The organism is Actinomycetospora sp. CA-053990 (assembly GCF_050948445.1).
Classification (GTDB): domain Bacteria; phylum Actinomycetota; class Actinomycetes; order Mycobacteriales; family Pseudonocardiaceae; genus Actinomycetospora; species Actinomycetospora callitridis.
On sequence record NZ_CP192043.1, the window covers coordinates 1,222,897 to 1,247,189 of the forward strand.

Sequence of the window (24,293 nt, forward strand, 5' to 3'; positions counted from 1 at the left end):
TGTGGGCGTGCGCCATCGGACCGCCGGGGGCCGGCGGTCGACGGGTGGTGCGGAGGGGTCGTGCGAGGGGGGCGGGCTGCTAGGCCGCGGTGAGGGAGGTCAGGTCGTCGACGGTCAGGCGGTCGAGGCGACGCGTCGCCTCGGGGAAGTCGCCGCCGGCGGTGTTCTCGTTCGGGAAGGCGACGCAGGTGACCCCGGCCGCGGCGGCGGCGCGGACGCCGTCGGCGTTGTCCTCGATGGCCACGGCGGCGCCGGCGTCCTCACCGAGGGTCGTCAGCGCGAGGGCGTAGGCGGCGGGGTCGGGCTTGGGGGTGTCGACCTGGTCGGAGGCGACGACGACGTCGAAGTCCTCGGGACGGATCGTCGCCTGGAGGCCGTCGAGCAGGGCGAGCACGTTGTCGCGGGACGTCGTCGTGACGAACCCGGTCTTCCAGCCCTGGCTCTTGGCCGCGCGCAGCGCGTCGAGCACGCCGGGGCGGGGTGCCGGAGCCTGCGTGCGCAGCTTCTCCTGGAAGAGGCGCGACTTCGTGGCGTGCACCGCGGCGGCGTCGACGTCCTCGCCACGGGCCTTCGCCTCGTCGGCGATGCGGGCCTGGCCGCCGGCCTTCCCGAGACGGGAGCGGTAGTCGTCGCGGTCCCAGTTCCAGTCCAGGCCGTGCTCGGCGAAGGCCTCGTTGAAGGCCTCGCGCTGCAGCTCGGAGGAGTCGGCGACGCTGCTGATCGAGCCGAAGAGGAGTGCGGTCACCGGTGTGGTCCCTTTCGATCGGGGCGCACGAGGTGGCGCCGCGAGGGGGGTGACCACGGGTGGACGGCCGAAACGTGTCGGCTGACCGGGGGCGACGGGCCCGCTCGGGGCGGGACCCGCCGCGCGCCTCCGCTCAGACGGTGGACGTGCTCCCGGTCGGCAGGGCGTCCTGGATCGCGCGCAGCTCCTGCGCGATGGTGACGAGGCCGTCGGCGTTGACGCGCCGCAGCTCCTCGAGGACTTGCTCGAGCAGGGTGTTCGTGGTCTCCAGGGCCTCGCGCAGGGGCGCGGTGCCGGCGATGTCGCCCAGCATGGGTCGTCCTCCTTCAGTAGGAGGTACCGACAGTACCGGATACCGGAGGTCCCGTGTGTTCGACGTCGCCGGGCTCACTCCTGGCGGTAGGTCTCCAGGAACCTCCCGATCCGCGTGATCGCGTCGTCGAGGGTCTCGGCGTGGGGGAGGGTGAGGATCCGGAAGTGGTCGGGCGTGGGCCAGTTGAAGCCCGTGCCCTGCACGACCTGGATCTTCTCCTCGCGCAGCAGGTCGAGCACGAACTGCTCGTCGTCCTTGATCGGGTAGCGCTCGGGGTCGAGCTTCGGGAACGCGTAGAGCGCGCCGCGCGGCTTGACGCACGAGACGCCGGGGATGGCGTTGAGGCCCGTCCACGCCCGCTCGCGCTGCTCGTAGAGCCGCCCGCCGGGGGCGGTGAGGTCACCGATCGTCTGACGCCCGCCCAGCGCGGCCTGGATCGCGTACTGCGCCGGGGTGTTCGCGCACAGGCGCATGGAGGCCAGCATCGCCAGGCCCTCGAGGTAGTCGCGGGCGTGCTGGCGCGGCCCGGTGACCACCAGCCAGCCCGACCGGAAGCCGGCGACGCGGTGGGTCTTCGAGAGCCCCGAGAACGTGAGCACGACGAGGTCCGGCGCGAGCGAGGCGATGTCGTGGTGCACCGCGTCGTCGTAGAGCACCTGGTCGTAGATCTCGTCGGCCATCACCATCAGCCCGTGCCGGCGCGCGAGGTCGAGCAGGCCCTCCAGGACCTCCTTCGAGTAGACCGCGCCGGTCGGGTTGTTCGGGTTGATGATCACCAGCGCCTTGGTGCGGTCGGTGATCTTCGCGGCGACGTCGTCGAGGTCGGGGAACCAGTCGGCCGACTCGTCGCAGCGGTAGTGCACGGCGCGTCCGCCGGCGAGCGTGGCCACCGCGGTCCACAGCGGGTAGTCCGGCGCGGGCACGAGGACCTCGTCGCCGTCCTCCACCAGGGCCTGGACGGCCATCGAGATCAGCTCGGAGACGCCGTTGCCGAGGAAGACGTCGTCGACGTCGACGTCGAGCCCGCGCGCCTGGTAGCGCCCGGCCACCGCGCGCCGCGCGGGCAGCACGCCGCGCGAGTCGGTGTAGCCGTGCGCCTGGGGGAGCATCCGGATCATGTCCTGGACGATCTCCTCGGGCGCCTCGAAGTCGAAGAGCGCCGGGTTGCCGGTGTTGAGGCGCAGGACGCTGTGCCCCGCCTCCTCCAGCAGGTTCGCCTGCTCGACCACCGGCCCGCGGATCTCGTAACAGACGTCGCGCAACTTGTTCGACTGCCGGAACTCCACCGCACTACCCCTCGCACACGACGCCGGCACGACTCCGTGCCGCGTGCCGGTCTACCAAACGAGGACGTGTGACGGTGGTCTCCGGTTGCTCAACTTTGTGGTTGAATAAGCGCCATGACCGTGCTGCTGGTGGCGACGATGTCGCTCGACGGGTTCATCGCCCGCCCCGACGACTCGGTGGGCCCGCTGTTCGACTGGTTCGGCGCCGGGACGGAGGAGGTGACGGCCGCGGACTCCGACCGCGTCTTCCGCACCACCGAGGCGAGCGCCACCTGGATCCGTGAGCAGTGGGGCAAGGTCCGCGCCGGCGTGTGCGGGCGCCACCTCTTCGACCACACCCACGGCTGGGACGGGCGCCCGCCGGCGGGCGACCACGTCGTCGTGCTGACGCACTCGGTGCCCACCGACTGGCCGTACCTCGGCACCGCCCCGTTCACCTTCGTCACCGAGGGCGTCGAGGCCGCGGTGTCGACCGCGAAGGAGCTCGCCGGCGACGCCGACGTCACGGTGACGGCCGGGGACGTGGGCGGGCAGGCGCTGGCGGCCGGCCTCGTCGACGAGGTCGAGATCTCCCTGGTGCCCGTCGTGCTCGGGCGCGGGAAGCGCTTCTTCGGTGAGGACGCCCCCGAGATCGTGCTCGAGGATCCCTACGTCTCGGTGCCGGGCCGCCGCGTCACGCACCTGCGCTACCGCGTGCCCCGGTAGGCCGGCGCCGGCTCCCGGAGCGCATTGCGCGGGCCCTCAAAGTGTGTGCACTATGGGTCGCCCAGGGAAGGAGCATGTCGATGACGACCCTCTCCGCGAGACCCGTCCCCGCCGCGTGGCCGTCGGTCCCGCGCGAACTCCCCCGCACCATGTCCGCGGTCGTGTTCGACGCCTTCGGCCCGCCGGACGTGCTGCGCGTCGACACGGTGGACGTTCCGGAGGTGGGTCCCGGCGAGGTCCTCGTGCGGGTCGCGGCCGTGTGCGTCGGGCGCTTCCTCGACGTCTCCCTGCGCGCGGGCCGGCACCCCGTCAAGCCGGAGCTGCCCCACGTCCTCGGGGTGGAGCACGCGGGCACGGTGGTCGCGGTCGGCGGCGGGGTCAGCGAGATCGACGTGGGCCAGCACGTCGCCGTCTGGCCGGTGCTGGGCTGCGGCGACTGCGAGGCGTGCATCGAGGGCAGCAAGGAGGCCTGCCCGACGCTGCGGATCGACGGGGTGCACTCCCGCGGCGCCTACGCCGAGTACACCGCGGTCGCCGCGGACGCGGTCTGGTCGCTGCCCGACGACCTGGACCCGGCGACCGCCGCGGGCGTCGCCCTCGCCGGGCCGGTCGCGATGAACCAGCTGCGCCAGGCGGGCCTGCGGAAGGGCGACTGGGTGCTGGTGGCGGGCGCGGCGTCGGCCCTCGGCGCCACCACCGCCGAGCTCGCCCGGCACCTCGGTGCGCGCGTCATCGGCACCTCCCGCGCGGCGTGGAAGCGTGAGCGGCTCCTCGCGATGGGCCTCGAGGCGGCGCTCGATCCGACCGCCGAGGGCTTCGTCGACGAGGTCCGCGCGCTGACCGGCGGGGCCGGCGTCGCCGTGGCCGTCGACGACCTGGGCGACCCGGACATCTTCGCCCGCCTCACCGACGTCCTCGCCCCGCAGGGCGTGCTCGTCTCGTCGGGGGCGTTCCTCGGCGGGACCGTGCCGCTGAACCTGGCCCGGCTCTACACGCTCAACCAGCGGATCCTCGGCGTCCGCACGGGCAACGACGCGAGCGCGCTCGCGCTGTGGGCGGAGGTCGCGCGCGGCTTCCGTCCCGTCGTCGACCGCGCGTTCCCGCTGGCGGAGGCGGCCGAGGCGCACCGGTTCCTGGAGGCCGACGACAACATGGGCCGGATCGTGCTGATCACGGGCCAGGCCTGAGTCCGAACAGAGCAGGGGAGGACGCGTGCGCGAGGCGCCGTGGATGCTCGTCACCCATCACCAGGGTGACGCGGCGAAGTCCGAGGTCGGCATCCGTGCCGGTGGGGTGATCCGCCGGGCGCCCGACGAGCTCGCCGGCCGGACGATGCTCGAGGTGCTGGGGGAGTGGGACACCCTGGCCCCGCTGCTGCGCGGCCTCGACCCCGAGCGGCTCGCGCCGGTGGAGGGCGCGGTGCTGCTCGCGCCGCTGCTCTACCCGCCGAAGGTGCTCTGCGCAGGGGCGAACTACTACGCCCATCTCGCCGAGATGGGCGTGGACCGCCCCGCGGGCCCGGTCGAGCCGTACTTCTTCTTCAAGCCGCCGACGACGTCGGTGGTCGGCCCGGGCGAGCCGATCGTGCTGCCCCCGCGCGCCGGCCGGAAGATCGACTGGGAGGTCGAGCTCGCCGCGGTGATCGGCCGCCGGTGCGTCGACGTGCCGGTGGAGCATGCGCTCGACGTCGTCGCCGGCTGGACGATCGTCAACGACGTCTCGTCGCGCGACCTGCTCGACCGCGCAGGCGCGATCGCGGCGCCGTTCGGGCACGACTGGGTCGGCGCCAAGGCCGGCGACACGTTCTGCCCGACGGGGCCGGGGATCGTGCCGTCGTGGATGGTCGACGACCCGCAGCGGGTGGCGCTGCGCTTGTCGGTCAACGGCGTGGTGAAGCAGGACTCCCGCACCACCGACATGGTGACCCCCATCGATCAGCTCATCGCCGCCGCGAGCCGGGCGGTGACCCTCGAGCCCGGCGACGTCATCGCCACCGGCACGCCGGCCGGTGTCGGCTTCCCCCGCGGCGACTTCCTGGCGCCCGGCGACGAGACCGTCGCCGAGGTCGAGGGCATCGGCGCGCTGCACAACCCCGTCACCGAACGAGAGGACAGGTCATGGGCACGGTGAACGTCTCGAAGCTCGGCTACGTCGGCTTCGAGACCCCCGACGTCGAGCGGCTCGTCGAGTACTACACGAGGGTGCTGGACTTCGTGCTCGTCGAGGGCGACGACCGCGGGGCGTTCCTCACCACCGGCTCCGACCACCACTGCGTGGTGGTCACGAAGGGCGACACCAAGGCCCGGCAGGTGGTCGGCTACGAGCTCTGGGAGGACCTGGACAGCGCCGAGCAGCGGCTCAAGGACGCCGGGTACGTCACCGAGCGGCGCAGCGACATCGGGCCGGGCACGCCCGACGTCCTGGTGCTCGAGGAGCCGATGACCGGGGTCGCGCTGCACCTGGCGACCTCGCAGGATCCCAGCGGCGTGCAGGGCTTCACGCCCCTGCGCCCCACCAAGCTCGGCCACGTCGCGGCCTACACCCCCGAGCTGGCGACCATGCAGTCCTTCTACCAGGACCTCCTCGGGTTCCGGTGGTCGGACACCGTCGGCGACTTCTTCGTCTTCATGCGCTGCAACGCCGACCACCACGCGGCCAACTTCATGGCCAGCCAGAAGTACTCCGGCATGCACCACGTCGCCTACGAGATGCGCAGCCCCGACCACCTGATCTCGATGCTCGACCACCTCGCGAAGCACGGTTACCGGCTGCACTGGGGGCCGGGCCGCCACGGGCCGGGCCACAACCTGTTCACCTACCACCGCGACCCCGACGGCAACGTCATCGAGCTGTTCACCCAGATCGACGTCGTGGTCGACGAGGCCAAGGGCCACTGGGAACCGCGCCCCTGGCACGAGGAGTTCCCGATGTATCCGAGGACCTGGGAGGTCGACCTCGCCACGGTCAACCAGTGGGGGCCGATCGACCCGCCGAGTCTGGATCACTGACCCCTACGCACCGAGCAGCAGCGCCAGCGCCCCGTCGACGCACGGGGTGCCGTGGCCCGGGGCGTGGCCGTCGACCACGCGCCGGGCCGTGCCGGCGAGGTGGCGCGCCATCTCGGCGACCGCCGCGTCGGGGTCGGCGTCGCGCACGGCGTCGAAGATCGCCTGGTGCTCGCGCTGCCGGGCCCCGAAGTCGGTCCGGTGCTGGGCCTGGTCGATGCGCACGTAGCGCTCGCTCTGCTCGGCGTAGGAGTTGATCGTGCGCAGCACGGTCGCCCCGCAGCGTCCGACCAGCAGACGGTGGAAGCCGCGGTGGGCGACGGTCCAGCTGGCCATGTCGCCGGCCCGGTAGGTGCGCTCCATCTCCTTGAACGCCGACGTCGCGCCCCGGATCTCCTCGCGGCTCAGCCGGCCGGCGGTCAGGCGCGCGCCGAGCGACTCGAGCGTGATCCGGGCGGCGTAGAGCGAGTCCAGCTCCTCGGCGTCGAGCCCGAGGACGTGGCTGCGCTGGTTGGGCTCCGAGGAGATGAGCCCCTCCTCCTGGAGCATCCGGAACGCCTCGCGCAGCGGCGTGCGGGACACCGCGAGGACGCGCGCGAGCTCGGCCTGCTTGAGCTGGGTGCCGGGCGGCAGCGTGCCGGAGATGATCAGGTCGCGCAGGTACGCGTGCACGCTGACGCTCGTCTGGCGCGGGTCGTTGATGCGCAGCCCCGCCCGTCCCCCCAGGAGCTCGCCGATCGACACCGCCGGAGTGTATGCAGACGTGCTCACGGCAGCCCTGCGAGGTGACGCCACAACCGCTCCATCAGGGGCGGGGCGGCCGCGCGCCACGCGTCGATCTCGTCGACGGTGAGGGCCCGCGGGCCGTGCCCCACGGTCGTGAGGTGCACCCGGCAGGCGGCCTCGAGCAGCCACATCCGGGCCACCGCCGCCCCGGGGTCCGCGCCCACGGTGAGCGCGCCGTTACCCCGCAGGAGCACGGCGTCCTCGTCGGCGAGGGTGTCGGCGGCGGCCTCGGCGCGCTCCCGGTCGCGCAACAGCCGCGCGGAGCCGTGCACCGGGATGCGGCGCCCCAGCCAGGAGGCCTGCCCGTGCAGCGGGACCAGCTCGGTCGCGATCGCCGACGCGGCGAACGCCGACTCGGGCTGGGCGCGCACCACGGCGCCGACGTCGGGGCGCGCCCGGTAGATCGCGAGGTGCGCCCAGGTCTCCGGGGCGGTGCCCGCCGGCAGCTCCCCGGCGGCCGCGTCGAGCGTCACCAGCACGTCGGCCGTGACGTCGCCCGGCGCGATCGGCGGGGTCACCACCACGAGGTCGTCGACGCGCGCGGACACGTGCCCGAACGCGGTGACCAGCCCGTGGCGGGCCAGCGTCCGCGCCGCGAGCGCGACCTGCTCGCGAATCTCGTCGAGTGTCACGGGACCGGCGCGGCCTCCTGGGATTCGGCCTCCATCGCGGAGAACAGGGGCGCGAGATCGATGTGGATGCGCAACGAGGAAACCAGGCCCTGCGGGGTGCGGTCGAGGATCGACACGCACGGCATCGACACGTGGGCGCCGCCCTTGGTCGTGTAGTGGGTGGTGACCTCGAGGATCACGGTCGCGCCGTCGTTCTCGTCCCAGCGGTGGTGGACCTCGTGGCGCATCCCGCCGATCATCGACCAGAAGCCCTCGAAGGCGTCGTGGATGGCGGCGATGCCGACCGTCGGCGGCTGGTTGCCGAAGGTCACCACGGCATCCTCGGCGTGGCGCGCGACGAACGGCTCGAGACGCAGGGCGTCGACGTCGGCGTAGTAGTCAGTGACCCAGTCGGACATGGTTGCTCCCAGGAAGTGGTCAGGCGGGTGGACTCAGACGGCGGCGCCGGCGGCGATCTTGCGGACGGCGCCGAGCGTGGCGGCCACCGCGGCGCGGTAGCTGTCGGTCATCTGGTCGGCGTGGGCCTTCTCGCCCGCCGACCCGCCCGGCTCGCCGGACACGGTCAGCGCGAAGCTGAACCGCAGCGTCAGGTGGTCCGGACCGTCACCCTCGATCTCATTGGCGATCGTCCCCAGCACCGGCCCCGCGATGCGGGTGAACACCACGCGGTGCGGGCGCTCGAGGGTGATCCGCTCGGAGAACGCCTGGCCCTTGAACACGATGTCCCGGTCGAACACGGTGTCGCTGTGCCGGGCGGTGACGGTGCAGTCGGTCATCGACGGGACGAACGGCAGCGCGTTCTCCGCCTTGCGCACCAGCCCGTCCCACAGGGCCTCGCGGGTGATCAGCGGCTCGCCCGGGGTGTTCACGGGCAGCGCGTGCGTCACGAAGATCATGGACGGATCCCCTCCGGGACCAGTTGGGGTTGAGTGATCGGCTTCTGCGTCGGACCGAGCCACATGTCGATCGATCCGCGCTCGGCGGGGTCGAAGTACCGGGGCCGCCAGGCCGCCTCGTCGGTGATCCGGCGGACGCCGTACGAGTACTCGTAGGTCAGGCCCTCGGGGCCGAGGAAGTAGAGGAACACCGCGCCCGACTGCGGGTGGCGTCCCGGGCCCATCTCGATGAGCACGTCCCGCTCCTGCAGGTGGTGCCAGTTGCGGAAGACGTCGTCGAGCTCGGCGACCTGGAAGTTCACGTGGCACAGGCCGGGACGGTCGCCCTGGAACACCGCGAGCTTGTGGTGGACCTCGTCGATGCGCATCAGGCAGGCCGCGTCGCCGATCCAGTCCGAGGCCCGCGCGTTGAACGTCGTCGACCAGAACCGGTGGGCTTCGGCGACGTCGGGGGCGTCGAGGCAGAGGTGGCCGAACTCGGTGATCCCCGACCCCCGGCCCGGCCGTACCGGGCGGGCGAGGGTCTGCTGCCCGCAGACCAGCTCGATCCGGTTGCCGAACGGGTCGTCGAACCCGATCAGCGCGCCGACCCGCCGCGACCGGGCGTCGGCCGCCCCGCCGCGCCACACCGTGAACCCGCGGCTCTCGAGCTCGGTCTCCGCCAGCGCCAGGGCGCCGGGGCCGGCGACGGTGAACGCCGAGGCGATGACGCCCGAGACCCCCTCGACGAAGGCCAGGCAGTGGTGCCGGGAGTCCGCGCGCAGGTGGGCGACGCCCGGCTCGCCGCCGTCGACGTGCTCGAGCCCGACCACCTCGGTCGCGAAGCGCACCGCGCCCGCGAGGTCGGCGGCACCGGAGCGGACGTAGGCGATGTCGACCAGCTCGATCACACGGGGCCTCCCGCCTCGACAGTGATGGGGACCACTCAGGGTGCATACAGTTGCGGCGGGTGTCAATGCGCTCCGGGCGGGCTGTCCGTGGAGCTTCGGGGCGGTTGACCGGCGCCGACAAGTGTGCACACTCTAGAGACGTGAGCACAGTGCCGACGGACGCCACGCCCGCTCGTTTCCCCGCGACCGCCCCCTCCGCCCCACCCGGCGGGCGCCTGGCCGGCAAGCGGGTGCTGATCACCGGCACCGCCGGCGGGCAGGGTGAGGCGGCCCAGGCGGTGTTCCTCCGCGAGGGCGCGCGGGTCGTGGGGTGCGACGTGCAGCCCGGCGCGGCCGAGCGGACGGCGGGCCCGCTCGCCGCCGAGGGGTTCGACGTCGCCGGTCACACGGTCGACCTCGCGGACCCGGTGGCGGCGGAGCGCTGGATCGAGGAGAGCGCCGCGCGGCTCGGCGGCATCGACGTCCTCTACAACAACGCCGCGGGCGCCGGGTTCGCGCCGTTCGACCAGATGACCCTCGACCTCTGGCGCCACGTGCTCCACGTCGAGCTGGACATCGTCTTCCACACCACCCGGCCCGCCTGGCCGCACCTGCTGGCCACCGGCAACGCCTCGGTGATCAACACGGCCTCGATGTCGGGGCTGCGCGGCATCGCACCCCTCGGACAGGTCGCGCACTCGGCGGCCAAGGGCGGGGTCATCGCGATGACACGCTCGCTCGCGGCCGAGGGCGCCGAGCGGGGCGTCCGGGTCAACACGATCTCGCCGGGCTTCGTCACCTCCCCGGCCACCGACCAGTTCGTCGGCGACGAGCTGCGGGCGTTCCAGATGGGGTTCCACCTGATCCAGCGGCCCGGCACCGGGCTCGACATCGCCCACCTCGCGGTCTACCTGGCCTCCGACGAGTCCGTGTGGGTCACCGGGCAGAACATCTCGATCGACGGCGGGGTCACGGCCGGCTTCCGCTGATCTCGCCGGGCGCCCCGAACCGCGCCCAGTCCTCGGGGTCGTGGGTCACCCAGATCGCGGCGTCGTGGGTCGCGGCGAGCCCGATGAGGCGCTGCAGCGAGGTGAGGGCGAGGCTCCGGTCGGTGTCCGCCGCCATGGGCGCCGGCGCCCGGATCGCCTCGTGCAGGTGTGCGGTGTCGCCGGCGAGGAGCAGCGTGACCGCGGGGAGCCGCACCAGCAGGCTCGTGTTCCCCGGCGTGTGCCCCGGCATCGCGAGCACGACGACCGAGCCGTCGCCGAAGAGGTCGAGGTCGCCGTCGACGAAGGTCCAGTCGGCGTCGCGGACGGGGTCGAGGTCCTCGGGACGGGCGAGCGCGGCGACGTCGGGGTCGCTGCCGTCGACCGCGCCCCGGTCGCCCACGCCGAGCACGAACCGGGCGTGCGGGACGTGGCGCAGCCCGCCCGTGTGGTCGAAGTGCACGTGGGAGAGCACGACGTGCGTGATGTCGCCGGGGTCGACGCCCGCCGCGGCGAGCTGCCGGTCGAGGCGCTGGGCCGGCGTCATCCGGACCTTCTCGCCGATCTCGCCGTAGGTGCCGACGGGGTCGTCCGCGGCCTCCGGCGCGAGCCCGGTGTCGAGCAGGACGAGGCCCTCGTCGTGCTCGACGAGGAAGCTCGGCACCACGAGCTCGACCGGGCCCGGGTCCGCGCCGTCGAGCATGTCGGCGCGGTCGAGCGTCAGCCGCGCGCCGTCGAGGGCCCGGAGCCCGCGCGCCGTCCCGGTGGTCATGGTCTCGGCTACCCGGTCCGGGGAGATGCGCGAGCGTACGGCCGATCGGCGCGACGGTTGGTCTGGACGCTCTACCGCGACGCCGGCGGCTCCGTCGCCCCCTGACCGGCGACGCTTCGGAAACCGAAGCATCTCCGCGAGGGCCCATGCCGGTCCGGGCTCCCGGGTATCCGGCCCCATGAGCGATCGACTCGAGTTCTTCTTCGACCCGATCTGCCCGTTCTGCTGGGTGACCTCGCGGTGGGTCGTCGAGGTCGCGCGCCAGCGGCCCATGGAGGTCACGTGGCGGCCGCTCTCGCTCGCGATCCTCAACGAGGAGATCAGTTACGAGGAGCGCAAGAAGGCGTCGCCGGAGTACCCCGACAGCCACGTCCGCGGCCTGGAGATGCTGCGCGTGGTGCACGCGGCGCGGGAGGCCCACGGGCCGGAGGTCGTCGGCGACCTCTACACCGCGCTCGGCGAGCTCGTCTGGGACGCCGACCCGCCCGAGGGCGACGACTTCGAGGCCGTCATGCACGAGATGGCCCGCCGGCGTGACCTGCGTCCGGCCCTCGAGCGCGTGGGCCTGCCCACCGACCTCGCCGAGGCCGCGGACGACACCTCCCGCGACGACGACCTGCGCGCCGAGACCCAGGAGGCGGTCGACCGCTGCGGGGGCGGGGTGGGGACGCCGATCCTCTCGTTCAGCCCGCCGGACGGTCCGGCCCTCTTCGGCCCCGTGATCGACGCGCCGCCGCGGGGCGAGGACGCCCTGCGGCTGTGGGACGCGGTGCAGACGCTGGGCGAGTGGGGCGGCTTCGCCGAGCTCAAGCGCACCGCGCGCTCGTTCCCCGACACCCCCATGTCCTCGAAGCTCGCGCGGACGGAGACGACGGTGCGGTAGGTCAGCCCGGGGGCCATGCTGACGTCAGCCGTCAGGAAAGCCCCCACGATCACGGCCGTCGGGCGCGCACGATCCAGGTCGCCGCGTCGTACCGGACGCCGCCGGGGCCGTGGTGGGCGACGAGGTCCGCGCGCAGGGCGGCGAGGGCGTCGGCGCGGGCCGCCGGGTCGAGGTCGGCGAGCATCCCCGCCTGCTGACCGGCCACGTAGCCCAGCGCGTCGTCGGGGTCGGCGCCGAACACCATCGGCGCGCGGTGGGCCATGAACTCGACGTCGGTGAACCCGGCCTCCCGGAGCAGCGCGTCCACGCGGGCGGGCACCGAGAGGGACAGCGGGCTCGCGCCGTGCGCCGGCGGGAACGCCACCTCGCGCCCGGCGGCGAGGACCGTCAGGAACGAGCGCAGCCACTCCTGGTGCTCGAGGCCCTGCCAGGTGAGCAGCACCATCCGGCCGCCCGGGCGCAGGGCGCGGGCGAGGTTGGCGAACGCCGCCACGGGGTCCGCGAAGAACATCGCACCGTGCCGGCTGACGACGACGTCGGTGCCGCCGGCGGGGAACGGGTGCACCTGGGCGTCGGCGTGCTCGAAGGTGACGGTGTCGAGCCCGGCGTCCGCGGCACGCTGCCGGGCGATCGCGAGCAGGCGCGTCGAGAGGTCGACCCCGGTGACGTGCCCGGGCGCCGCCGCCCGTGCCGCGTCGAGCGACGTCCGGCCCGCGCCGCAGCCGACGTCGAGCACCGTCTCGCCCGCGGCGACCGCCGCCGCCCCGAGGAACGGCGGGTGGTGCGCGGCCACGGCGGCGTCGAAGCGGTCGGCGTGCTCCGCCCAGAACGCGCCGGTGCCCCCGTCCCACGCCTGCGCCTGGGCGGCGTTGCCCGGATCGGTCACGGGAGGGACGCGGGCAGCCCGAAGCGCGCGTGGTGCTCGGCGCCGATGAACGAGGTGACCGCGGCGATGCGGTCGCCGCGCAGGGTCAGCACGTCGATCGACCAGGGCGTGTGCGGGGCGTCCGCGGGCTCGTCGGGCGCGCGCCGGTACGAGGCGACGGCGAGCTGGCCGTTGGCGGTGACCTCCAGGTGGCGCCACGAGCCGCAGTCGCCGCCGAGCGGCACGGCGCGGGCGAACGCCGTCACCGGGCCGATCCCGGCGTACCAGTGCGCCATGGGCGGCATCGACCAGGTGACGTCCTCGGTGAGCAGGGCGACGAGCGCCGGGGCGTCGCCGCGCTCGAGCGCCGAGGAGTAGCCGTGGACGACCTCGCGCAGGCGGGCGTCGTCGATCTCGCGCAACGTGCGCTGCTGGCTCGCCGTCGGCACCTTCTCGGCGACCAGCTTGCGGGCCCGCTGCAGCGCCGAGTTCACCGACGCCGTCGACGTGTCCATCGTCGTGGCGATCTCCGCGGCCGAGAAGCCCAGCACCTCGAACAGCACGAGCGCCGCCCGCTGGTTGCCCGGCAGGTGCTGCAGGGCCGCGACGAACGCCAGCTCCACCGACTCGCGCTCCTCGGCGCGGGCGCCGGGCTCGTCGGGGTACGGGCCCAGCCAGGCGACCTCGGTGACCGGGACGTCGCCCGTGGTCACGGTGTCGCTCGCGGGCCCGAGGTCGACGGGCAGGGCGCGGCGGCCGCGGGCGTCGACGAGGTCGAGGCACGTGCGGGTGGCCACCGTGTACATCCAGGTGCGCAGCGAGCTCCGGCCCTCGAACGAGCCGAGCTTGCGCCAGGCGCGCACCAGCGCGTCCTGCAGCGCGTCGTCGGCGTCGTGCGCCGAGCCGAGCATGCGGTAGCAGTGCGCGTGCAGCTCGCGGCGCAGCGGCGACACCAGGCGGCCGAAGGCGTCGTCGTCGCCGGCGCGTGCCCGGTGGAGGTCGTCCGTCAGATCGGGACTGACCGTGGTCTCGCTCACCTGTCCGATTCTGCCGCAGACGGGCTGCCCCTGGGAGCGGATCCGTCCGGCCCCGCGGAGCCGGACTCGAGTGCGTCGGAGACCTCGTCGAGGAAGCCCGAGATCGCCCGCGGCATCTCCTCGCGGAAGGCTGCGAGCAGGGCCTGTGCGGCCACGGGCTGCAGGGCGCCGACGACGTCGAGGACCTGCCCGTGGCGCTCGTGGGGGAGGCCGTCGCGGAGGTGGTCGGCCCACACCGTGCGCCGGAACAGGTCGATGAAGCTCGCCGTCACCGCGCCGACGTGGGTGGTCAGCTCCTCGTGCAGGTCGACGAGGGCGCGCAGCGGCATCCCGAGGCGGACGGCCTCGGCCCCGGCGCGCACGAGCCCGGGGTTGGGGACGCGCACGCGCCCGTCGTCGAGCGTCTGCACGAGGTGCGCGTCCACCAGCGACGCCCAGGTCTCCTCGTCCACCGCCACCCCGAGCCAGCCCGGCAGGTCCGCGAGCGGCATCTCCAGCGGCGGCTCCGGGGCCCAGGGCGCGAGCATGTGCAGGTACTGGGCGAGCGCCTCCTCCGCGGACTGCCGCGGGGTCGCCGTGACGAGACGCTCGATCGCGGCGAGCGCGAACCCCTGCTCCTGCAGCTGGGCGATGAGGTCGAGGCGCGCGAGGTGCTCGGGCCCGTAGTACCCGGTGCGTCCCTGCAGGTGGGGAGGCGGCAGCAGCCCCCGGGCGGCGTGCGCGCGGACGTTGCGCACGGTCATCCCGGCCCGCCGGGCGAGCACGGCGACCGTCATCTCGGGCCCGGTGTCCACGACCTCCACGCTAACGATCGCTCGGCGTGACATCTCGGGGCGACATATGACACGTGATCGTGTTTCATGCAGCCGTCGAGGGGTCATCCGTGGCCAGACGACAACCTGTACGTGTAACCCCTAGTTCCCGGTACCGCAGGTTCCATGTAGCGTGGCGGAGGTGAGCGACGTGAGCGATGGACAGACCGCCGGCCGACTCCCTCGCGGGGTACGGCGCCTCCGCAAGGTGGCGTCCCGGTTCACCACCCCGCTGCTCCCCGACGACTACCTCTCGTCGTTGGTCAACCCGCTCTGGTCGGCCCGCGAGCTGCGCGGCAAGGTCGTCAAGGTCGTGCCCGAGACCGAGGACGCGGTCACCCTCGTCATCAAGCCCGGCTGGGGCTGGTCGTTCGACCACCAGCCCGGCCAGTACGTGGGCATCGCGGTCCAGGTGGACGGGCGCTTCCACTGGCGGTCCTACTCGCTGACCTCGCCACCCAAGCGCGATCAGGGCCACCTGTCGGTGACGGTCAAGGCGATGCCCGAGGGCTTCATGTCCCAGCACCTCGTCGGCGGCCTCGAGCCCGGCACCATCGTGCGGCTCGCGCCGCCCAGCGGCGAGTTCGTCCTCCCGGACCCGCCGCCCAAGAAGATCCTGTTCCTCACCGGCGGCAGCGGCGTGACGCCGATCATCGCGATGCTCCGCACCCTCGACCGCCGCGGCACGATGCCCGACGTCCTCGTCGCCCACTCGGCGCCGGACGAGGAGAGCCTGCTCTTCTCCGAGGAGCTCGACCAGCTGTCGGAGAAGCACGAGAACCTGCGGGTGCACAAGCAGTTCACCCGCACCGACGGTCACCTCGACCTCGACAACCTGTCCGACCTCTGCCCCGACTGGCAGGAGCGCCAGGCCTGGGTGTGCGGGCCGAACGCGCTGCTCGACGACGCCGAGCGCGTGTGGAGCGACGCGGGTCTCGACGAGCAGCTGCACCTCGAGCGCTTCTCGGTGGACCTCGCGGGCGGCGAGGCCGAGGGCGGCACCGTCACCTTCAAGCAGTCCGACGTCGAGGTCGAGATCGACGGCGCGACCACCCTGCTCGAGGCCGGCGAGCAGGCCGGCCTGCAGCTCCCGTTCGGGTGCCGCATGGGCATCTGCCACACCTGCGTCGTCCCGCTGCGTCAGGGCGTCGTCCGCGACCTGCGCGACGGCACCGAGCACCGTGCCGACGGCACGGGCGGCGCCGACTGGGACGCCGTCAAGATCCAGACATGCATCGGCGCCGCCGCAGGCGACGTCGTGCTCGACATCTGACCTCGTTTCCCGCCCGACCAGGTCCAACGTCCCCGCCGGAGAGGAACAGACCATGGCCATCGCCGACGTCAAGGAGTTCGCCCACCTCAGTGAGGCGGACGTGGAGGCCCTCGGCCGCGAGTTCGACCAGATCCGCGCCGACTTCGAGGAGAAGCGCGGCGACGAGGACGCCGCCTACATCCGACGACTCATCACGATCCAGCGCCGCCTCAACGTGGCGGGCCGGGCGATGCTCTTCGGCAGCCACCGCCGCGAGCTGTGGTGGGCCGGAGCACTGACGCTGTCCGTGGCCAAGATCCTCGAGAACATGGAGATCGGCCACAACGTCATGCACGGCCAGTTCGACTGGATGAACGACCCGGAGATCCACTCGGCGACGTGGGAGTGGGACAACGTCTGCCCCGCCGACCAGTGGAAGCACTCCCACAACTACCTGCACCACACGTACACGAACGTGATCGGCAAGGACAAGGACGTCGGGTACGAGATCCTCCGGGTCCGGTCCGACCAGCCGTGGCACCCGTACTACCTCACCCAGCCCGTGGTGAACACGCTGCTGATGCTGGCGTTCGAGTACGGCGTCTCCCTGCACGACCTCGACATCGAGGGCCTGCGGAAGATGGAGCTCGAGGACCCGAAGGAGTTCCAGCGCAAGCTGCAGGGCATCGCGCAGAAGCAGGCCCGCCAGATCGGCAAGGACTACGTCCTGTTCCCGGCCCTGGCCGGCAAGAACTTCGTCCCGACCGCGACGGCGAACTTCACGGCGAACATCATCCGCAACATCTGGTCCTACGCGATCATCTTCTGCGGGCACTTCCCCGACGGGGCCGAGGTGTTCACCGAGGAGGAGCTGGAGAACGAGTCGCAGGGCGAGTGGTATCTGCGCCAGCTGCTCGGCTCCGCCAACTTCACCGGCAACCGGCTCATGCACATCATGTCCGGCAGCCTCGGCTACCAGATCGAGCACCACCTGTACCCGGACCTACCGTGCAACCGGTACCCGGAGATCCAGGAGCGCGTCCTCGCGCTGTGCGAGAAGTACGACCTGCCCTACACCACCGGGTCGTTCCCGCGGCAGTTCTGGCAGGCCACGCGCTCGATCTGGCGGCTCTCGCTGCCCGCGAAGAAGATGCGTGAGGCCTCGCAGCGTCGTCAGGCCCGCGGCCTGCCGCGCAGCGCGGGTGCGGTCAAGGCCACGGGCTCGGACAGCCCGGACACGCCGCAGACCCCGCCGGCCCCGGCGAGCACCCCGGGCCACCCGGGGCCGAACCAGGCCTGATTCACGAGCCCGGTCACGAGCCCAGCGCGAGGACGTTGCAGACGTCCCCGCGGGGCCCGGTGCTCGTCAGGCCGCGCTGGGAGCGGATGCGCTCGGCGAGGTACTGGGCGTCACGCCCGACGCCCGAGAACCGACCCGAGCCCCAGGTCCACTGCCACGGCAGACCGAGAAAGTAGAGCCCGGGGGAGCTGGTGACGCCGCGGCTGTGGGTCGGGGCGCCGCGGCCGGTGAACACCGGCACGTCGACCCACCGGAAGTCCTGGCGGAAGCCGATGCACCACACGACCGAGGTGATGTCCGTGTCCGCCAGCGCCAGCTCGGTCGTCTCGGCCTCGGGGCGCCACACCGGTGTGTAGCGCTCCTCGGCCGGGACGTCGAGCTGCTCCCGCGCGATGTACTTGTCGATCGTGTCCTTGATCGACTCCGAGACCTCGTCGGCGTGGTCCAGCCGCTCGGTGAGGTCCGGGTTGAAGTGCAGCTGGCCGTCACGATGGTCGGTCATGAGGCCGTAGAGCCTCATGCCCTCCTTCGCGTGGGCCCGCAGGTCGATGTCGCGGCCGCCGTCGCGTCCGGTGACGTAGTGGTTGGCCTGGGCGCGGACGGCCTCGCGGCGCGGGTGCTCGGTGACGGGCATGTCGTAGTAGCCCATCTCGGCGAGCCAGTCGGTGACGTCGCGGCCGCGGTAGAAGCGCGCGACCCGCGGGGCGTCGCCGACGACGAGGTGCACCCGCCGGCCCTCGAGGTGCAGGTCCTCCGCGATCTGCGCGCCGGACTGGCCGCTGCCGACCACCAGGACCTCGCCCGGTGGTAGCTGCGCGCCGGACTTGTAGTCCTGCGACTGCACCTGGGTGATCCCGGCCGGCAGCGGCTCGGACATCGGCGGGGTGATCGGCGTGTGGTACCCGCCGGTGGCGACGACGACCTGGTCGGCGGTGAGCTCGCCCGCGGTCGTCGTCAGTCGGTAGGTGCCGCGGTCGTCGCGGGCGAGCCGCGTGACCTCGACGCCCTCGACCACCGGCGGCTCGATGAACGCGCGGTACGCCTCGAGGTAGTCGACGATCTGGTCGCGGACCATGAACCCGTGCGGGTCCTCCCCGGCGTAGGGGAAGTCGGGCAGCTGGCACTGCCAGTTGGGCGTGACCAGGCAGAACGTGTCCCACCGGTAGGTCTTCCACGAGTGCGCCACCTCGGCGCGCTCGAGCACGACGTGGTCGACGCCGCGCCGGTCGAGGCAGCGGCTCATCGACAGCCCGGCCTGCCCGCCACCCACGACCACCACCGGCCAGTGCCCCCCGGCCAGGTCCTCGGGTCCGGTCGGGCGGTGTCGCGAGAACCGGTTCTCCGGGGCCGTGTCGGTGGACAGCGCCATGATCACTCCTGCGTCACGTGAGCGGGATCGGGGTCGACGTCGACCGGTGATCCCCACGATGCGCAGGGCCTGTTGCCTGGTGGTTGCGGCCGGACTGCCGCGGCGTTGCCGCGTGTAACGGGGGGACGGGGTTCGTCCCCTGGAGGCTCGGGAACGGCTGGCGGCCGAGTTCTGCGGGTCGCCCCACGGCTCGAGTGTGACTGGTATCATCGAACATATGTTCGACAGCGGCTACGCGGCGGTGGCGGAGAAGCCACGTCCGTCCGCCGTGCCGCTGTGGTCGTCCTGGGTTCCCGGCCCCGAGCTCGCAGCGGCGCTGGCCGGGTCCGAGGCCGTCGACCTCGTGGACGACGAGGGCCACGACGCCGCCGAACGCCTCGCCGGCTGGGAGGCCCTCGCGAACTGGGCGACCGGTCACCTCTACCGCGAGACCGGCGAGTACCTCCACGCCCGTCAGGGCCGTGTTCGAGGTGCCGGGCAGGCGGAGCTGGCGTCGGAGGCCGTGGCGATGGAGGTCGCCACGCTCGCCCGGGTCGCGCCGCGCACGGGAGAGATCCGCATCTGCCAGGCCGAGACCCTGATCGACCAGCTGCCCCGCACCCTCGACGCGCTCGAGGCCGGGCAGATCTCGATGTCGCACGTGCGGGTCGTGATCGAGCAGACCGAGCTGTGCGATCCCGGGACGGCGCGCGCCGTGGACGCCGAACTGTGGTCCCGGCCGGCCCGCGACCGGACGCCGACCCAGCTGCGCGACCTCGTGCGACGCATCGTCACCCGGCTCGATCCCGATCAGCTGCGCCGCCGGCCCGAGCAGGCGCGGAAGGACCGCGATCTGCGGTACTGGTCGGACGACCACGGCGCCACCGGCGTCCTGCAGCTGCGCCTGCCCGCCGACGAGGCCCGCGGGGTCTACGCCGTCATCGACGGCTTTGCCCGCCGCGCCGGCGACGGACCCGAGGGCGAGAAGCGCACTCTCGCGCAGAAGCGCGCCGACACCACCCGCGACCTCCTCCTCGACGGTGCCACCGCCCGCCGCGATGGCTGCGTGGGTGAGTGCTTGTGCGAGTCGACCGAAGAGGGAGAAGGGGCCGCGGGCAGAGTGTCGCCGGACGGGCCGACCGCCGAGCCGAACGACGAGGCGGCCGACGGGCCGACCGACGAAGAGCCCAACAAGCCGACCGCAGGCACGCCCCGCGCGGGCGACGCGACGTCCGGCCCGGGCGACGACCCCGATCCCGACCCCGACCCCGGGACCTCTCCCACCGCGGACCAGCGCGACCCGGCGCGCGGCGTGCGGGTCGGCACCCGGACACCGGTGCGCGCCGAGGTCCGGGTGACCATCGGGTGGGACGTGCTGGCCGGCTTCTCCGACCGGCCCGCGGAGCTCGAGGGCCACGGTCCGATCCCCGCCGAGATGGGTCGCCGGCTGGCAGGCGATCCGGACGCCTGGTGGCGGCGGCTCCTCACCGACCCGGTCACCGGAACGGCGTCCCACCTCGACGCGCGGCGCTACCGACCACCCGTGCCGATGCAGGAGTTCGTGCGCGCCCGGGACATGACCTGCGCGGCACCCGGCTGTCGCGTACCGGCGGCCCGCTGCGACCTCGACCACGTCGTGCCGTACGAGCACGGCCGTCCGGGCGGCGGTGGCGGGCCGACGCGCGCCGACAAGCTCAAGCCGGAGTGCCGACGGCACCACCGGCTCAAGACGCTGTCCGACTGGACGGCCGAGCTCGGCCCGGATCCCGAGGGCGGCGGCGAGGCGGTGATCGTCTGGACCTCGCCGTCCGGACACCGCTGGTGGGTGCGGCCGCCCGAGCTCGACCCGCCCTCGTGGGAACGTCCGGCGGACGACTGGGCTCGGGACGTCGACTCGTGGCGACGGCGCGAGGCCGATCCGCGGGCCGTCGGCTCGTGGCCGCGCGCGGGCTGACGAGCGCCGTGGTCACCCGTCGCCCCCGGACATGAGCGCGGCCAGCCGGGCGTAGGGGAGCTCGTCGGCCTCCGCGAGCGTGTCCCACCCGTGCCCGGCGGTGGTGTCCTCGACGATGACGAGGGCACGGGCGAGGGCGGCACGGTAGAGCGAGGAGCCGAAGCTGATCCGGCGCACCCCGAGGGCCGCGAGCTCGTCGAGCCCGAGCCCAAGGTCGCGGGAGGCCAACAGGTTCACGGGGACGCCGTCGCAGGCGCCGACCAGCTCGCCGACGAGGTCCGCGACCGAGCCCAGCTCGTTCCCCGTGCGCTGGATGCCCGGGACGAACAGGCAGGTGGCCCCGGCCGCGCGGTAGCGCTCGAGGCGGTCGAGGGCCAGTCCGAGGCGCTCGTCCGGCCGGCCCTCCGGGTTCCAGAAGACGTCGGTGCGCGCGTTCAGCACCGCCACCGACGACAGCTCACGGATCGCGGACGCCGCCGCGGCGACGATCTCCGCCTGCAGACCGACGTCGCGGAGCCGCCCGGTCGCGGGGTCGGTGTCCTCGACGTTCACCCCGCTCGCACCGGCGAGCACGGTGCGCGAGACGGTCTCGTGCACCTCCCCCGGCGTGGCCCCGAAGCCCGCCTCCAGGTCGACGGTCACGGGAACGTCGTCGGCAGCGACCGCCTCGATGACGGCGGTCGCGGCCGCGGCCGCCGCGTCCCGGCCCATCCGCTCGCCGTCGGCGAGACCCGCCGTGGCGGCGACGGCCGCGCTCGACGTCGCGATCGCGACCGTGCCGGGGCGGGCGGCCAGGACCCTGGCGCTCCCCGCGTCCCACGCATTGGGCAGCAGGAAGAGCTGGTCGTGCGCCGCCGCGAAGCGCTCCGCGCGGGCCTGGGCCGCGTCCGAGAGGGAGGGAGCCATGACGACACGCTAGGTCGGCGTCGCTTCGGTGATCGCCGAACCTCCCGCTCCCCGGGAGTCGCGCTGCGCCGGGGTGGCGGTGGGAGCGAAGGTGGCCGCGTGCGTACGGACGTGGTCGTCGTCGGCGCCGGCCCCGCGGGGCTGGTGCTCGCCTGGCTCCTGCAGCGGGCGGGGGTGGCGACGACGGTCGCCGAGTCCCAGCCGCAGGCCGAGCTGGGCCTCCTGCCCAAGGCCGGCATCGTCGAGTACCGGACGGTGCAGATGCTCACCGCGGAGGGCCTCGGCGACACCGTCCTGCCGTTCGCGGCCGAGAACCGGCGCTGCGAGTTCCGCACCGCCGACGAGTCGGTCGTCGTCGACTACGCCGAGATCACCGGCGGCCGCCCGCACTACGTCTTCCCGCAGCACGAGCTGGTCGCGCGGGTGGCCGCCTCCTTCCTCGACGAGGGCGGCACGGTCCTCTTCGAGCACCGGGTCACGGCCGTCGAGCAGGACGACGAGGGTGCGCGGCTGTCGGTGACCGGCCCGGACGGGCCGCGGGAGGTCCAGGCCGACACCGTCGTCGGGTGCGACGGCGCGGGCAGCGCGGTGGCGCGCTCGCTGCGGGGGCACCTGAGCGTCCACGACCGCCACCACCCCATGCGCTTCCTCGTGATCAGCGCCGCGATGCCGCCCCTGGTCGACCACACCATCTACGCCGCCCACCCCCGGGGCTACGCCGCGCACATGCGCCGGCTGCCCGACGTCACCCGGCTCTACCTCGAGGTGCCGGCCGGCGACACCGCCGCCGACTGGCCCGCCCCGCGGCTGCGCGACGAGCTGGGCCGGCGCCTCGGGGCGGACCTGGGCGACGTCGACCTGCCCGAGGTCGACGTCCTCGACCTGCGGGTGCGGGTGACGACGCCGATGCAGCACGGGCGGGTGTTCCTCGTCGGCGACGCCGCGCACCTGATCACCCCGGCCGGCGGCAAGGGCATGAACCTCGCGCTCGGCGACGCCGTCGAGCTCGCCCATGGGCTGATCGAGCAGTACGGGCCGCAGCGCGACGGCGCCCGGGCCGCGCGCTACAGCGACACCCGCCTGCCCGTGATCTGGCGGACCGAGGCGTTCTCCGACTGGTTCCTGCGCGTCATCACCGCCCCGCCCGGCGCCGGGGACGACCGCGACGGCTTCGGGCTCGGCCTGCGCGAGGGCTGGGTGTCGACGCTGCAGCACGACCCGCTGCTGCGGCGCTGGTTCGCCCACGCCTACGCGGGCGTGGACCCGGAACGAGACCCGGAACCAGACCCGCACTGACACGACGGCCCCCGCCCCGGGTCCCGGGACGGAGGCCGTCGCGCGCGTCGGCGCCCTACGGGGGGTTCAGGCGCCGTGCGTCGTCGCGGAGCGGTAGTCGGTGTACTGGTACGGGTTGTCGAGGATCTTCGTCTCGGGGATGTCGGGGTTCATGCCCTGGCGCCACTCGTCCTCGCCGAGCTCGCCGCGCAGGTGGTCGACGGTCTCCTCCACCGCGCGCCGCGCGGCGGCCAGGTCGACGCCGACGAGGCGGTGGTCGCGCTTGACGACGCGGCCGTCGACGAGCACGGCCTCGACGTCACCGCGCTGGGCCTGGAACGCGACGTGCCCGTGCGGGTGCAGGATCGGGAAGCTCACCGGCGAGTGCTCGTTGCGGACGAGCACGAGGTCGGCCTTCTTGCCGACCTCGACGCTGCCGAGGTCGGCCTCGCGCCCGAGGGCCCGGGCGCCGCCGCGGGTGGCCATGTCGACCACGTGCTCGGCGCGCAGCGCGGCGTGGGTGACGGTCTCGCCCCGGGCGTGGGCCTCGAGGTGCTCGCGGGAGCGGTCGGCGCCGAGGGTCGTGCGCATCGCGGTGAACAGGTCGCCCGACCACCACACCGAGGTGTCCATCGACAGGGACACCGGGATGTCGTGGCTGCGCAGCGCCCAGGTGGGCGGGTAGCCCTGGCCGGCGCTCTGCTCGCTCTCGGTGGACACCGACACCGAGCCGCCGGTGGCCGCGATCCGGTGGTACGAGTCGGCGGACAGCGTCGCCGCGTGGACGTAGATCGTCTCCGGCGCCATGAAGCCGTGCTCGTACATCAGCCGGATGCCGTCGTCGTTGGTCGCGCCCCACACGCCGGCGTGGGTGGTCACCGGGAGGGCGAGGTCGCGGGCGACCTCGAACGCCGGCTTCTCCGGGAACGACGGGTCGCCGGTGACGTCGAACGCGAGCTGGAAGCCCTCGACGTCGCCGCGGCGCCGGTCGAGGAAGTCGCGGAGCTCGGAGGTGCCCGTCCAGTTCGCGGGCGCGTCCTGGATGTTGCCGTAGGCGAGCAGGAAGCGGCCGGGCACGGCGGCGAGGCCGTCGACGGCGGCGTCGGCGTGCTGGGTGGTCTGCAGCCCGTGCGACCAGTCGACGCAGGTGGTGACGCCGGCGTCGACCGCCTCGATGGCGGCGACCAGGTTGCCCGCGTACACGTCCTGGGGGCGGAACTTGCGCCCGTGCTCGAGGTAGTACCAGACGAAGTACTGCGTGAGCGTCCAGTCGGCGCCGTAGCCGCGCATGGCCGTCTGCCACATGTGCCGGTGGGTGTCGATCATGCCCGGCATGACGATGCCGCCGCGCGCGTCGATCTCCTCGGTGCCCGCCGGCACCTCGAGGTCGACCCCGACGCCGGCGATGCGGTCGTCGACGACGAGCACGTCGTGGCCCTCGAGCACGGTGTGCCCGGCGTCGACGGTGAGCACGGTGCCGCCGCGCAGGACGACGGGGCGCCGCTCGGGCTGGCTCATGGACGGGCTCCTCGTCGCTCGCGGACGGATGTCCGGCAGACGGTCAGATGATGTGGGTCACTGTCGTCCAGCGATGGTCCAGCTGTCAACGACCTGACGCACGCGACCCGATGACCGGAAACTGCGGGTGCTGTCCGCCAGGCGGACG

25 protein-coding genes are annotated in these 24,293 nt (G+C 73.4%); 10 read left to right on the forward strand and 15 right to left on the reverse strand.

Going from position 1 to position 24,293, the window contains the following annotated elements; translation table 11 throughout:
* Positions 1-79 precede the first annotated feature (79 nt).
* The 3 genes from ACQPYN_RS06330 to ACQPYN_RS06340 form a co-directional block, all read right to left on the reverse strand.
* Positions 80-745 carry an HAD family hydrolase gene (locus ACQPYN_RS06330; RefSeq protein WP_433034699.1) on the reverse strand — a complete coding sequence of 222 codons (666 nt, stop codon included), beginning with the start codon at positions 743-745 and terminating at the stop codon, positions 80-82.
* Between the two features lie 133 nt (positions 746-878).
* Entirely contained in the window at positions 879-1,058 is a 180-nt protein-coding gene (locus ACQPYN_RS06335) for a hypothetical protein (RefSeq protein WP_433034701.1), read from the reverse strand.
* 74 nt (positions 1,059-1,132) lie between these two features.
* Positions 1,133-2,344 (reverse strand): pyridoxal phosphate-dependent aminotransferase, encoded by a 1,212-nt coding sequence (locus ACQPYN_RS06340; protein WP_433034703.1) that lies wholly within the window; start codon positions 2,342-2,344, stop codon positions 1,133-1,135.
* Positions 2,345-2,458: 114 nt separating this feature from the next.
* On the opposite strand from ACQPYN_RS06340, the gene ACQPYN_RS06345 reads away from it, so the two are divergent.
* The 4 genes from ACQPYN_RS06345 (at position 2,459) to ACQPYN_RS06360 (ending at position 6,057) form a co-directional block, all read left to right on the forward strand.
* The gene (locus ACQPYN_RS06345) at positions 2,459-3,049 is read left to right on the forward strand and encodes a dihydrofolate reductase family protein (protein ID WP_433034705.1); all 591 of its coding nucleotides are present in this window, start codon (positions 2,459-2,461) and stop codon (positions 3,047-3,049) included.
* Between the two features lie 80 nt (positions 3,050-3,129).
* Entirely contained in the window at positions 3,130-4,236 is a 1,107-nt protein-coding gene (locus tag ACQPYN_RS06350) for an alcohol dehydrogenase catalytic domain-containing protein (protein ID WP_433034707.1), read from the forward strand.
* A gap of 25 nt (positions 4,237-4,261) precedes the next feature.
* On the forward strand, positions 4,262-5,179 hold the full coding sequence (locus tag ACQPYN_RS06355) for a fumarylacetoacetate hydrolase family protein (RefSeq protein ID WP_433034709.1): 918 nt from the start codon (positions 4,262-4,264) through the stop codon (positions 5,177-5,179).
* Entirely contained in the window at positions 5,167-6,057 is an 891-nt protein-coding gene (locus tag ACQPYN_RS06360) for a VOC family protein (RefSeq protein ID WP_433034711.1), read from the forward strand. The genes ACQPYN_RS06355 and ACQPYN_RS06360 overlap by 13 nt, the downstream gene beginning before the upstream one ends.
* 3 nt (positions 6,058-6,060) lie before the next feature.
* Here the strand turns inward: ACQPYN_RS06360 and ACQPYN_RS06365 are convergent, their stop codons facing one another.
* The 5 genes from ACQPYN_RS06365 to ACQPYN_RS06385 are packed head-to-tail and all read right to left on the reverse strand — an operon-like array spanning position 6,061 to position 9,258.
* Complete coding sequence (locus tag ACQPYN_RS06365; protein ID WP_433034713.1) at positions 6,061-6,798, reverse strand: GntR family transcriptional regulator; 738 nt, start codon at positions 6,796-6,798, stop codon at positions 6,061-6,063.
* A 23-nt stretch (positions 6,799-6,821) separates the two neighbouring features.
* Entirely contained in the window at positions 6,822-7,472 is a 651-nt protein-coding gene (locus ACQPYN_RS06370; protein ID WP_433034715.1) for a class II aldolase/adducin family protein, read from the reverse strand.
* Positions 7,469-7,870 (reverse strand): nuclear transport factor 2 family protein, encoded by a 402-nt coding sequence (locus ACQPYN_RS06375; RefSeq protein WP_433034717.1) that lies wholly within the window; start codon positions 7,868-7,870, stop codon positions 7,469-7,471. The genes ACQPYN_RS06370 and ACQPYN_RS06375 overlap by 4 nt, the downstream gene beginning before the upstream one ends.
* Positions 7,871-7,903: 33 nt before the next feature.
* The gene (locus ACQPYN_RS06380) at positions 7,904-8,368 is read right to left on the reverse strand and encodes an SRPBCC family protein (protein ID WP_433034719.1); all 465 of its coding nucleotides are present in this window, start codon (positions 8,366-8,368) and stop codon (positions 7,904-7,906) included.
* Positions 8,365-9,258 carry a VOC family protein gene (locus ACQPYN_RS06385; RefSeq protein ID WP_433034721.1) on the reverse strand — a complete coding sequence of 298 codons (894 nt, stop codon included), beginning with the start codon at positions 9,256-9,258 and terminating at the stop codon, positions 8,365-8,367. The genes ACQPYN_RS06380 and ACQPYN_RS06385 overlap by 4 nt, the downstream gene beginning before the upstream one ends.
* A gap of 140 nt (positions 9,259-9,398) precedes the next feature.
* Between ACQPYN_RS06385 and ACQPYN_RS06390 the strand changes: the two genes are divergently transcribed.
* A complete protein-coding gene (locus ACQPYN_RS06390; RefSeq protein ID WP_433034723.1) occupies positions 9,399-10,226 on the forward strand; it encodes an SDR family NAD(P)-dependent oxidoreductase in 828 nt (275 codons plus the stop codon).
* Here the strand turns inward: ACQPYN_RS06390 and ACQPYN_RS06395 are convergent.
* Entirely contained in the window at positions 10,207-10,995 is a 789-nt protein-coding gene (locus ACQPYN_RS06395; RefSeq protein WP_433034725.1) for an N-acyl homoserine lactonase family protein, read from the reverse strand. The two genes, ACQPYN_RS06390 and ACQPYN_RS06395, sit on opposite strands and share 20 nt — an antisense overlap.
* Positions 10,996-11,173: 178 nt before the next feature.
* Here ACQPYN_RS06395 and ACQPYN_RS06400 point away from each other — a divergent pair, with 178 nt between their 5' ends.
* Complete coding sequence (locus tag ACQPYN_RS06400) at positions 11,174-11,878, forward strand: mycothiol-dependent nitroreductase Rv2466c family protein (protein WP_433034727.1); 705 nt, start codon at positions 11,174-11,176, stop codon at positions 11,876-11,878.
* A 49-nt stretch (positions 11,879-11,927) separates the two neighbouring features.
* On the opposite strand, the gene ACQPYN_RS06405 is transcribed toward ACQPYN_RS06400, so the two are convergent.
* Genes ACQPYN_RS06405 through ACQPYN_RS06415 form a run of 3 tightly spaced genes read right to left on the reverse strand, consistent with a single transcriptional unit; the run spans position 11,928 to position 14,574 of the window.
* Positions 11,928-12,764 (reverse strand): class I SAM-dependent methyltransferase, encoded by an 837-nt coding sequence (locus ACQPYN_RS06405; protein WP_433034729.1) that lies wholly within the window; start codon positions 12,762-12,764, stop codon positions 11,928-11,930.
* Positions 12,761-13,780, reverse strand: a complete 1,020-nt coding sequence (locus ACQPYN_RS06410) for a sigma-70 family RNA polymerase sigma factor (RefSeq protein ID WP_433034731.1) — start codon at positions 13,778-13,780, stop codon at positions 12,761-12,763. Before ACQPYN_RS06410 ends, ACQPYN_RS06405 begins: the two co-directional genes overlap by 4 nt.
* The gene (locus tag ACQPYN_RS06415; protein ID WP_433034733.1) at positions 13,777-14,574 is read right to left on the reverse strand and encodes a MerR family transcriptional regulator; all 798 of its coding nucleotides are present in this window, start codon (positions 14,572-14,574) and stop codon (positions 13,777-13,779) included. The genes ACQPYN_RS06410 and ACQPYN_RS06415 overlap by 4 nt, the downstream gene beginning before the upstream one ends.
* 169 nt (positions 14,575-14,743) lie before the next feature.
* Here ACQPYN_RS06415 and ACQPYN_RS06420 point away from each other — a divergent pair, with 169 nt between their 5' ends.
* Together ACQPYN_RS06420 and ACQPYN_RS06425 are read left to right on the forward strand one after the other, a co-directional pair.
* Positions 14,744-15,865, forward strand: coding sequence for a ferredoxin reductase (locus tag ACQPYN_RS06420; RefSeq protein ID WP_433034735.1), 1,122 nt, complete (start codon positions 14,744-14,746; stop codon positions 15,863-15,865).
* A 52-nt stretch (positions 15,866-15,917) separates the two neighbouring features.
* Positions 15,918-17,144, forward strand: a complete 1,227-nt coding sequence (locus tag ACQPYN_RS06425) for a fatty acid desaturase family protein (RefSeq protein WP_433034738.1) — start codon at positions 15,918-15,920, stop codon at positions 17,142-17,144.
* A gap of 13 nt (positions 17,145-17,157) precedes the next feature.
* Here the strand turns inward: ACQPYN_RS06425 and ACQPYN_RS06430 are convergent, their stop codons facing one another.
* Positions 17,158-18,513, reverse strand: a complete 1,356-nt coding sequence (locus tag ACQPYN_RS06430; protein ID WP_433034740.1) for an MSMEG_0569 family flavin-dependent oxidoreductase — start codon at positions 18,511-18,513, stop codon at positions 17,158-17,160.
* Positions 18,514-18,709: 196 nt separating this feature from the next.
* Here ACQPYN_RS06430 and ACQPYN_RS06435 point away from each other — a divergent pair, with 196 nt between their 5' ends.
* Positions 18,710-20,446, forward strand: a complete 1,737-nt coding sequence (locus ACQPYN_RS06435; RefSeq protein WP_433034742.1) for a DUF222 domain-containing protein — start codon at positions 18,710-18,712, stop codon at positions 20,444-20,446.
* 12 nt (positions 20,447-20,458) lie between these two features.
* Here ACQPYN_RS06435 and ACQPYN_RS06440 read toward each other — a convergent pair whose 3' ends face one another.
* Positions 20,459-21,352: an isocitrate lyase/phosphoenolpyruvate mutase family protein gene (locus ACQPYN_RS06440; protein ID WP_433034746.1), complete on the reverse strand. Its 894-nt coding sequence runs from the start codon at positions 21,350-21,352 to the stop codon at positions 20,459-20,461.
* A gap of 99 nt (positions 21,353-21,451) precedes the next feature.
* On the opposite strand from ACQPYN_RS06440, the gene ACQPYN_RS06445 reads away from it, so the two are divergent.
* The gene (locus ACQPYN_RS06445) at positions 21,452-22,648 is read left to right on the forward strand and encodes an FAD-dependent monooxygenase (RefSeq protein WP_433034749.1); all 1,197 of its coding nucleotides are present in this window, start codon (positions 21,452-21,454) and stop codon (positions 22,646-22,648) included.
* Between the two features lie 66 nt (positions 22,649-22,714).
* On the opposite strand, the gene ACQPYN_RS06450 is transcribed toward ACQPYN_RS06445, so the two are convergent.
* Positions 22,715-24,145 carry an amidohydrolase family protein gene (locus ACQPYN_RS06450; RefSeq protein WP_433034752.1) on the reverse strand — a complete coding sequence of 477 codons (1,431 nt, stop codon included), beginning with the start codon at positions 24,143-24,145 and terminating at the stop codon, positions 22,715-22,717.
* Positions 24,146-24,293: the final 148 nt, after the last annotated feature.

Coding starts and splice junctions, on each gene's coding strand:
- ACQPYN_RS06350 (WP_433034707.1), top strand. CDS start 3,130: ATGACGACCCTCTCCGCGAGACCCGTCCCCGCCGCGTGGCCGTCGGTC.
- ACQPYN_RS06375 (WP_433034717.1), bottom strand. CDS start 7,870: ATGTCCGACTGGGTCACTGACTACTACGCCGACGTCGACGCCCTGCGT.
- ACQPYN_RS06440 (WP_433034746.1), bottom strand. CDS start 21,352: ATGGCTCCCTCCCTCTCGGACGCGGCCCAGGCCCGCGCGGAGCGCTTC.
- ACQPYN_RS06450 (WP_433034752.1), bottom strand. CDS start 24,145: ATGAGCCAGCCCGAGCGGCGCCCCGTCGTCCTGCGCGGCGGCACCGTG.
- ACQPYN_RS06360 (WP_433034711.1), top strand. CDS start 5,167: ATGGGCACGGTGAACGTCTCGAAGCTCGGCTACGTCGGCTTCGAGACC.
- ACQPYN_RS06425 (WP_433034738.1), top strand. CDS start 15,918: ATGGCCATCGCCGACGTCAAGGAGTTCGCCCACCTCAGTGAGGCGGAC.
- ACQPYN_RS06400 (WP_433034727.1), top strand. CDS start 11,174: ATGAGCGATCGACTCGAGTTCTTCTTCGACCCGATCTGCCCGTTCTGC.
- ACQPYN_RS06335 (WP_433034701.1), bottom strand. CDS start 1,058: ATGCTGGGCGACATCGCCGGCACCGCGCCCCTGCGCGAGGCCCTGGAG.
- ACQPYN_RS06345 (WP_433034705.1), top strand. CDS start 2,459: ATGACCGTGCTGCTGGTGGCGACGATGTCGCTCGACGGGTTCATCGCC.
- ACQPYN_RS06395 (WP_433034725.1), bottom strand. CDS start 10,995: ATGACCACCGGGACGGCGCGCGGGCTCCGGGCCCTCGACGGCGCGCGG.
- ACQPYN_RS06430 (WP_433034740.1), bottom strand. CDS start 18,513: ATGGCGCTGTCCACCGACACGGCCCCGGAGAACCGGTTCTCGCGACAC.
- ACQPYN_RS06380 (WP_433034719.1), bottom strand. CDS start 8,368: ATGATCTTCGTGACGCACGCGCTGCCCGTGAACACCCCGGGCGAGCCG.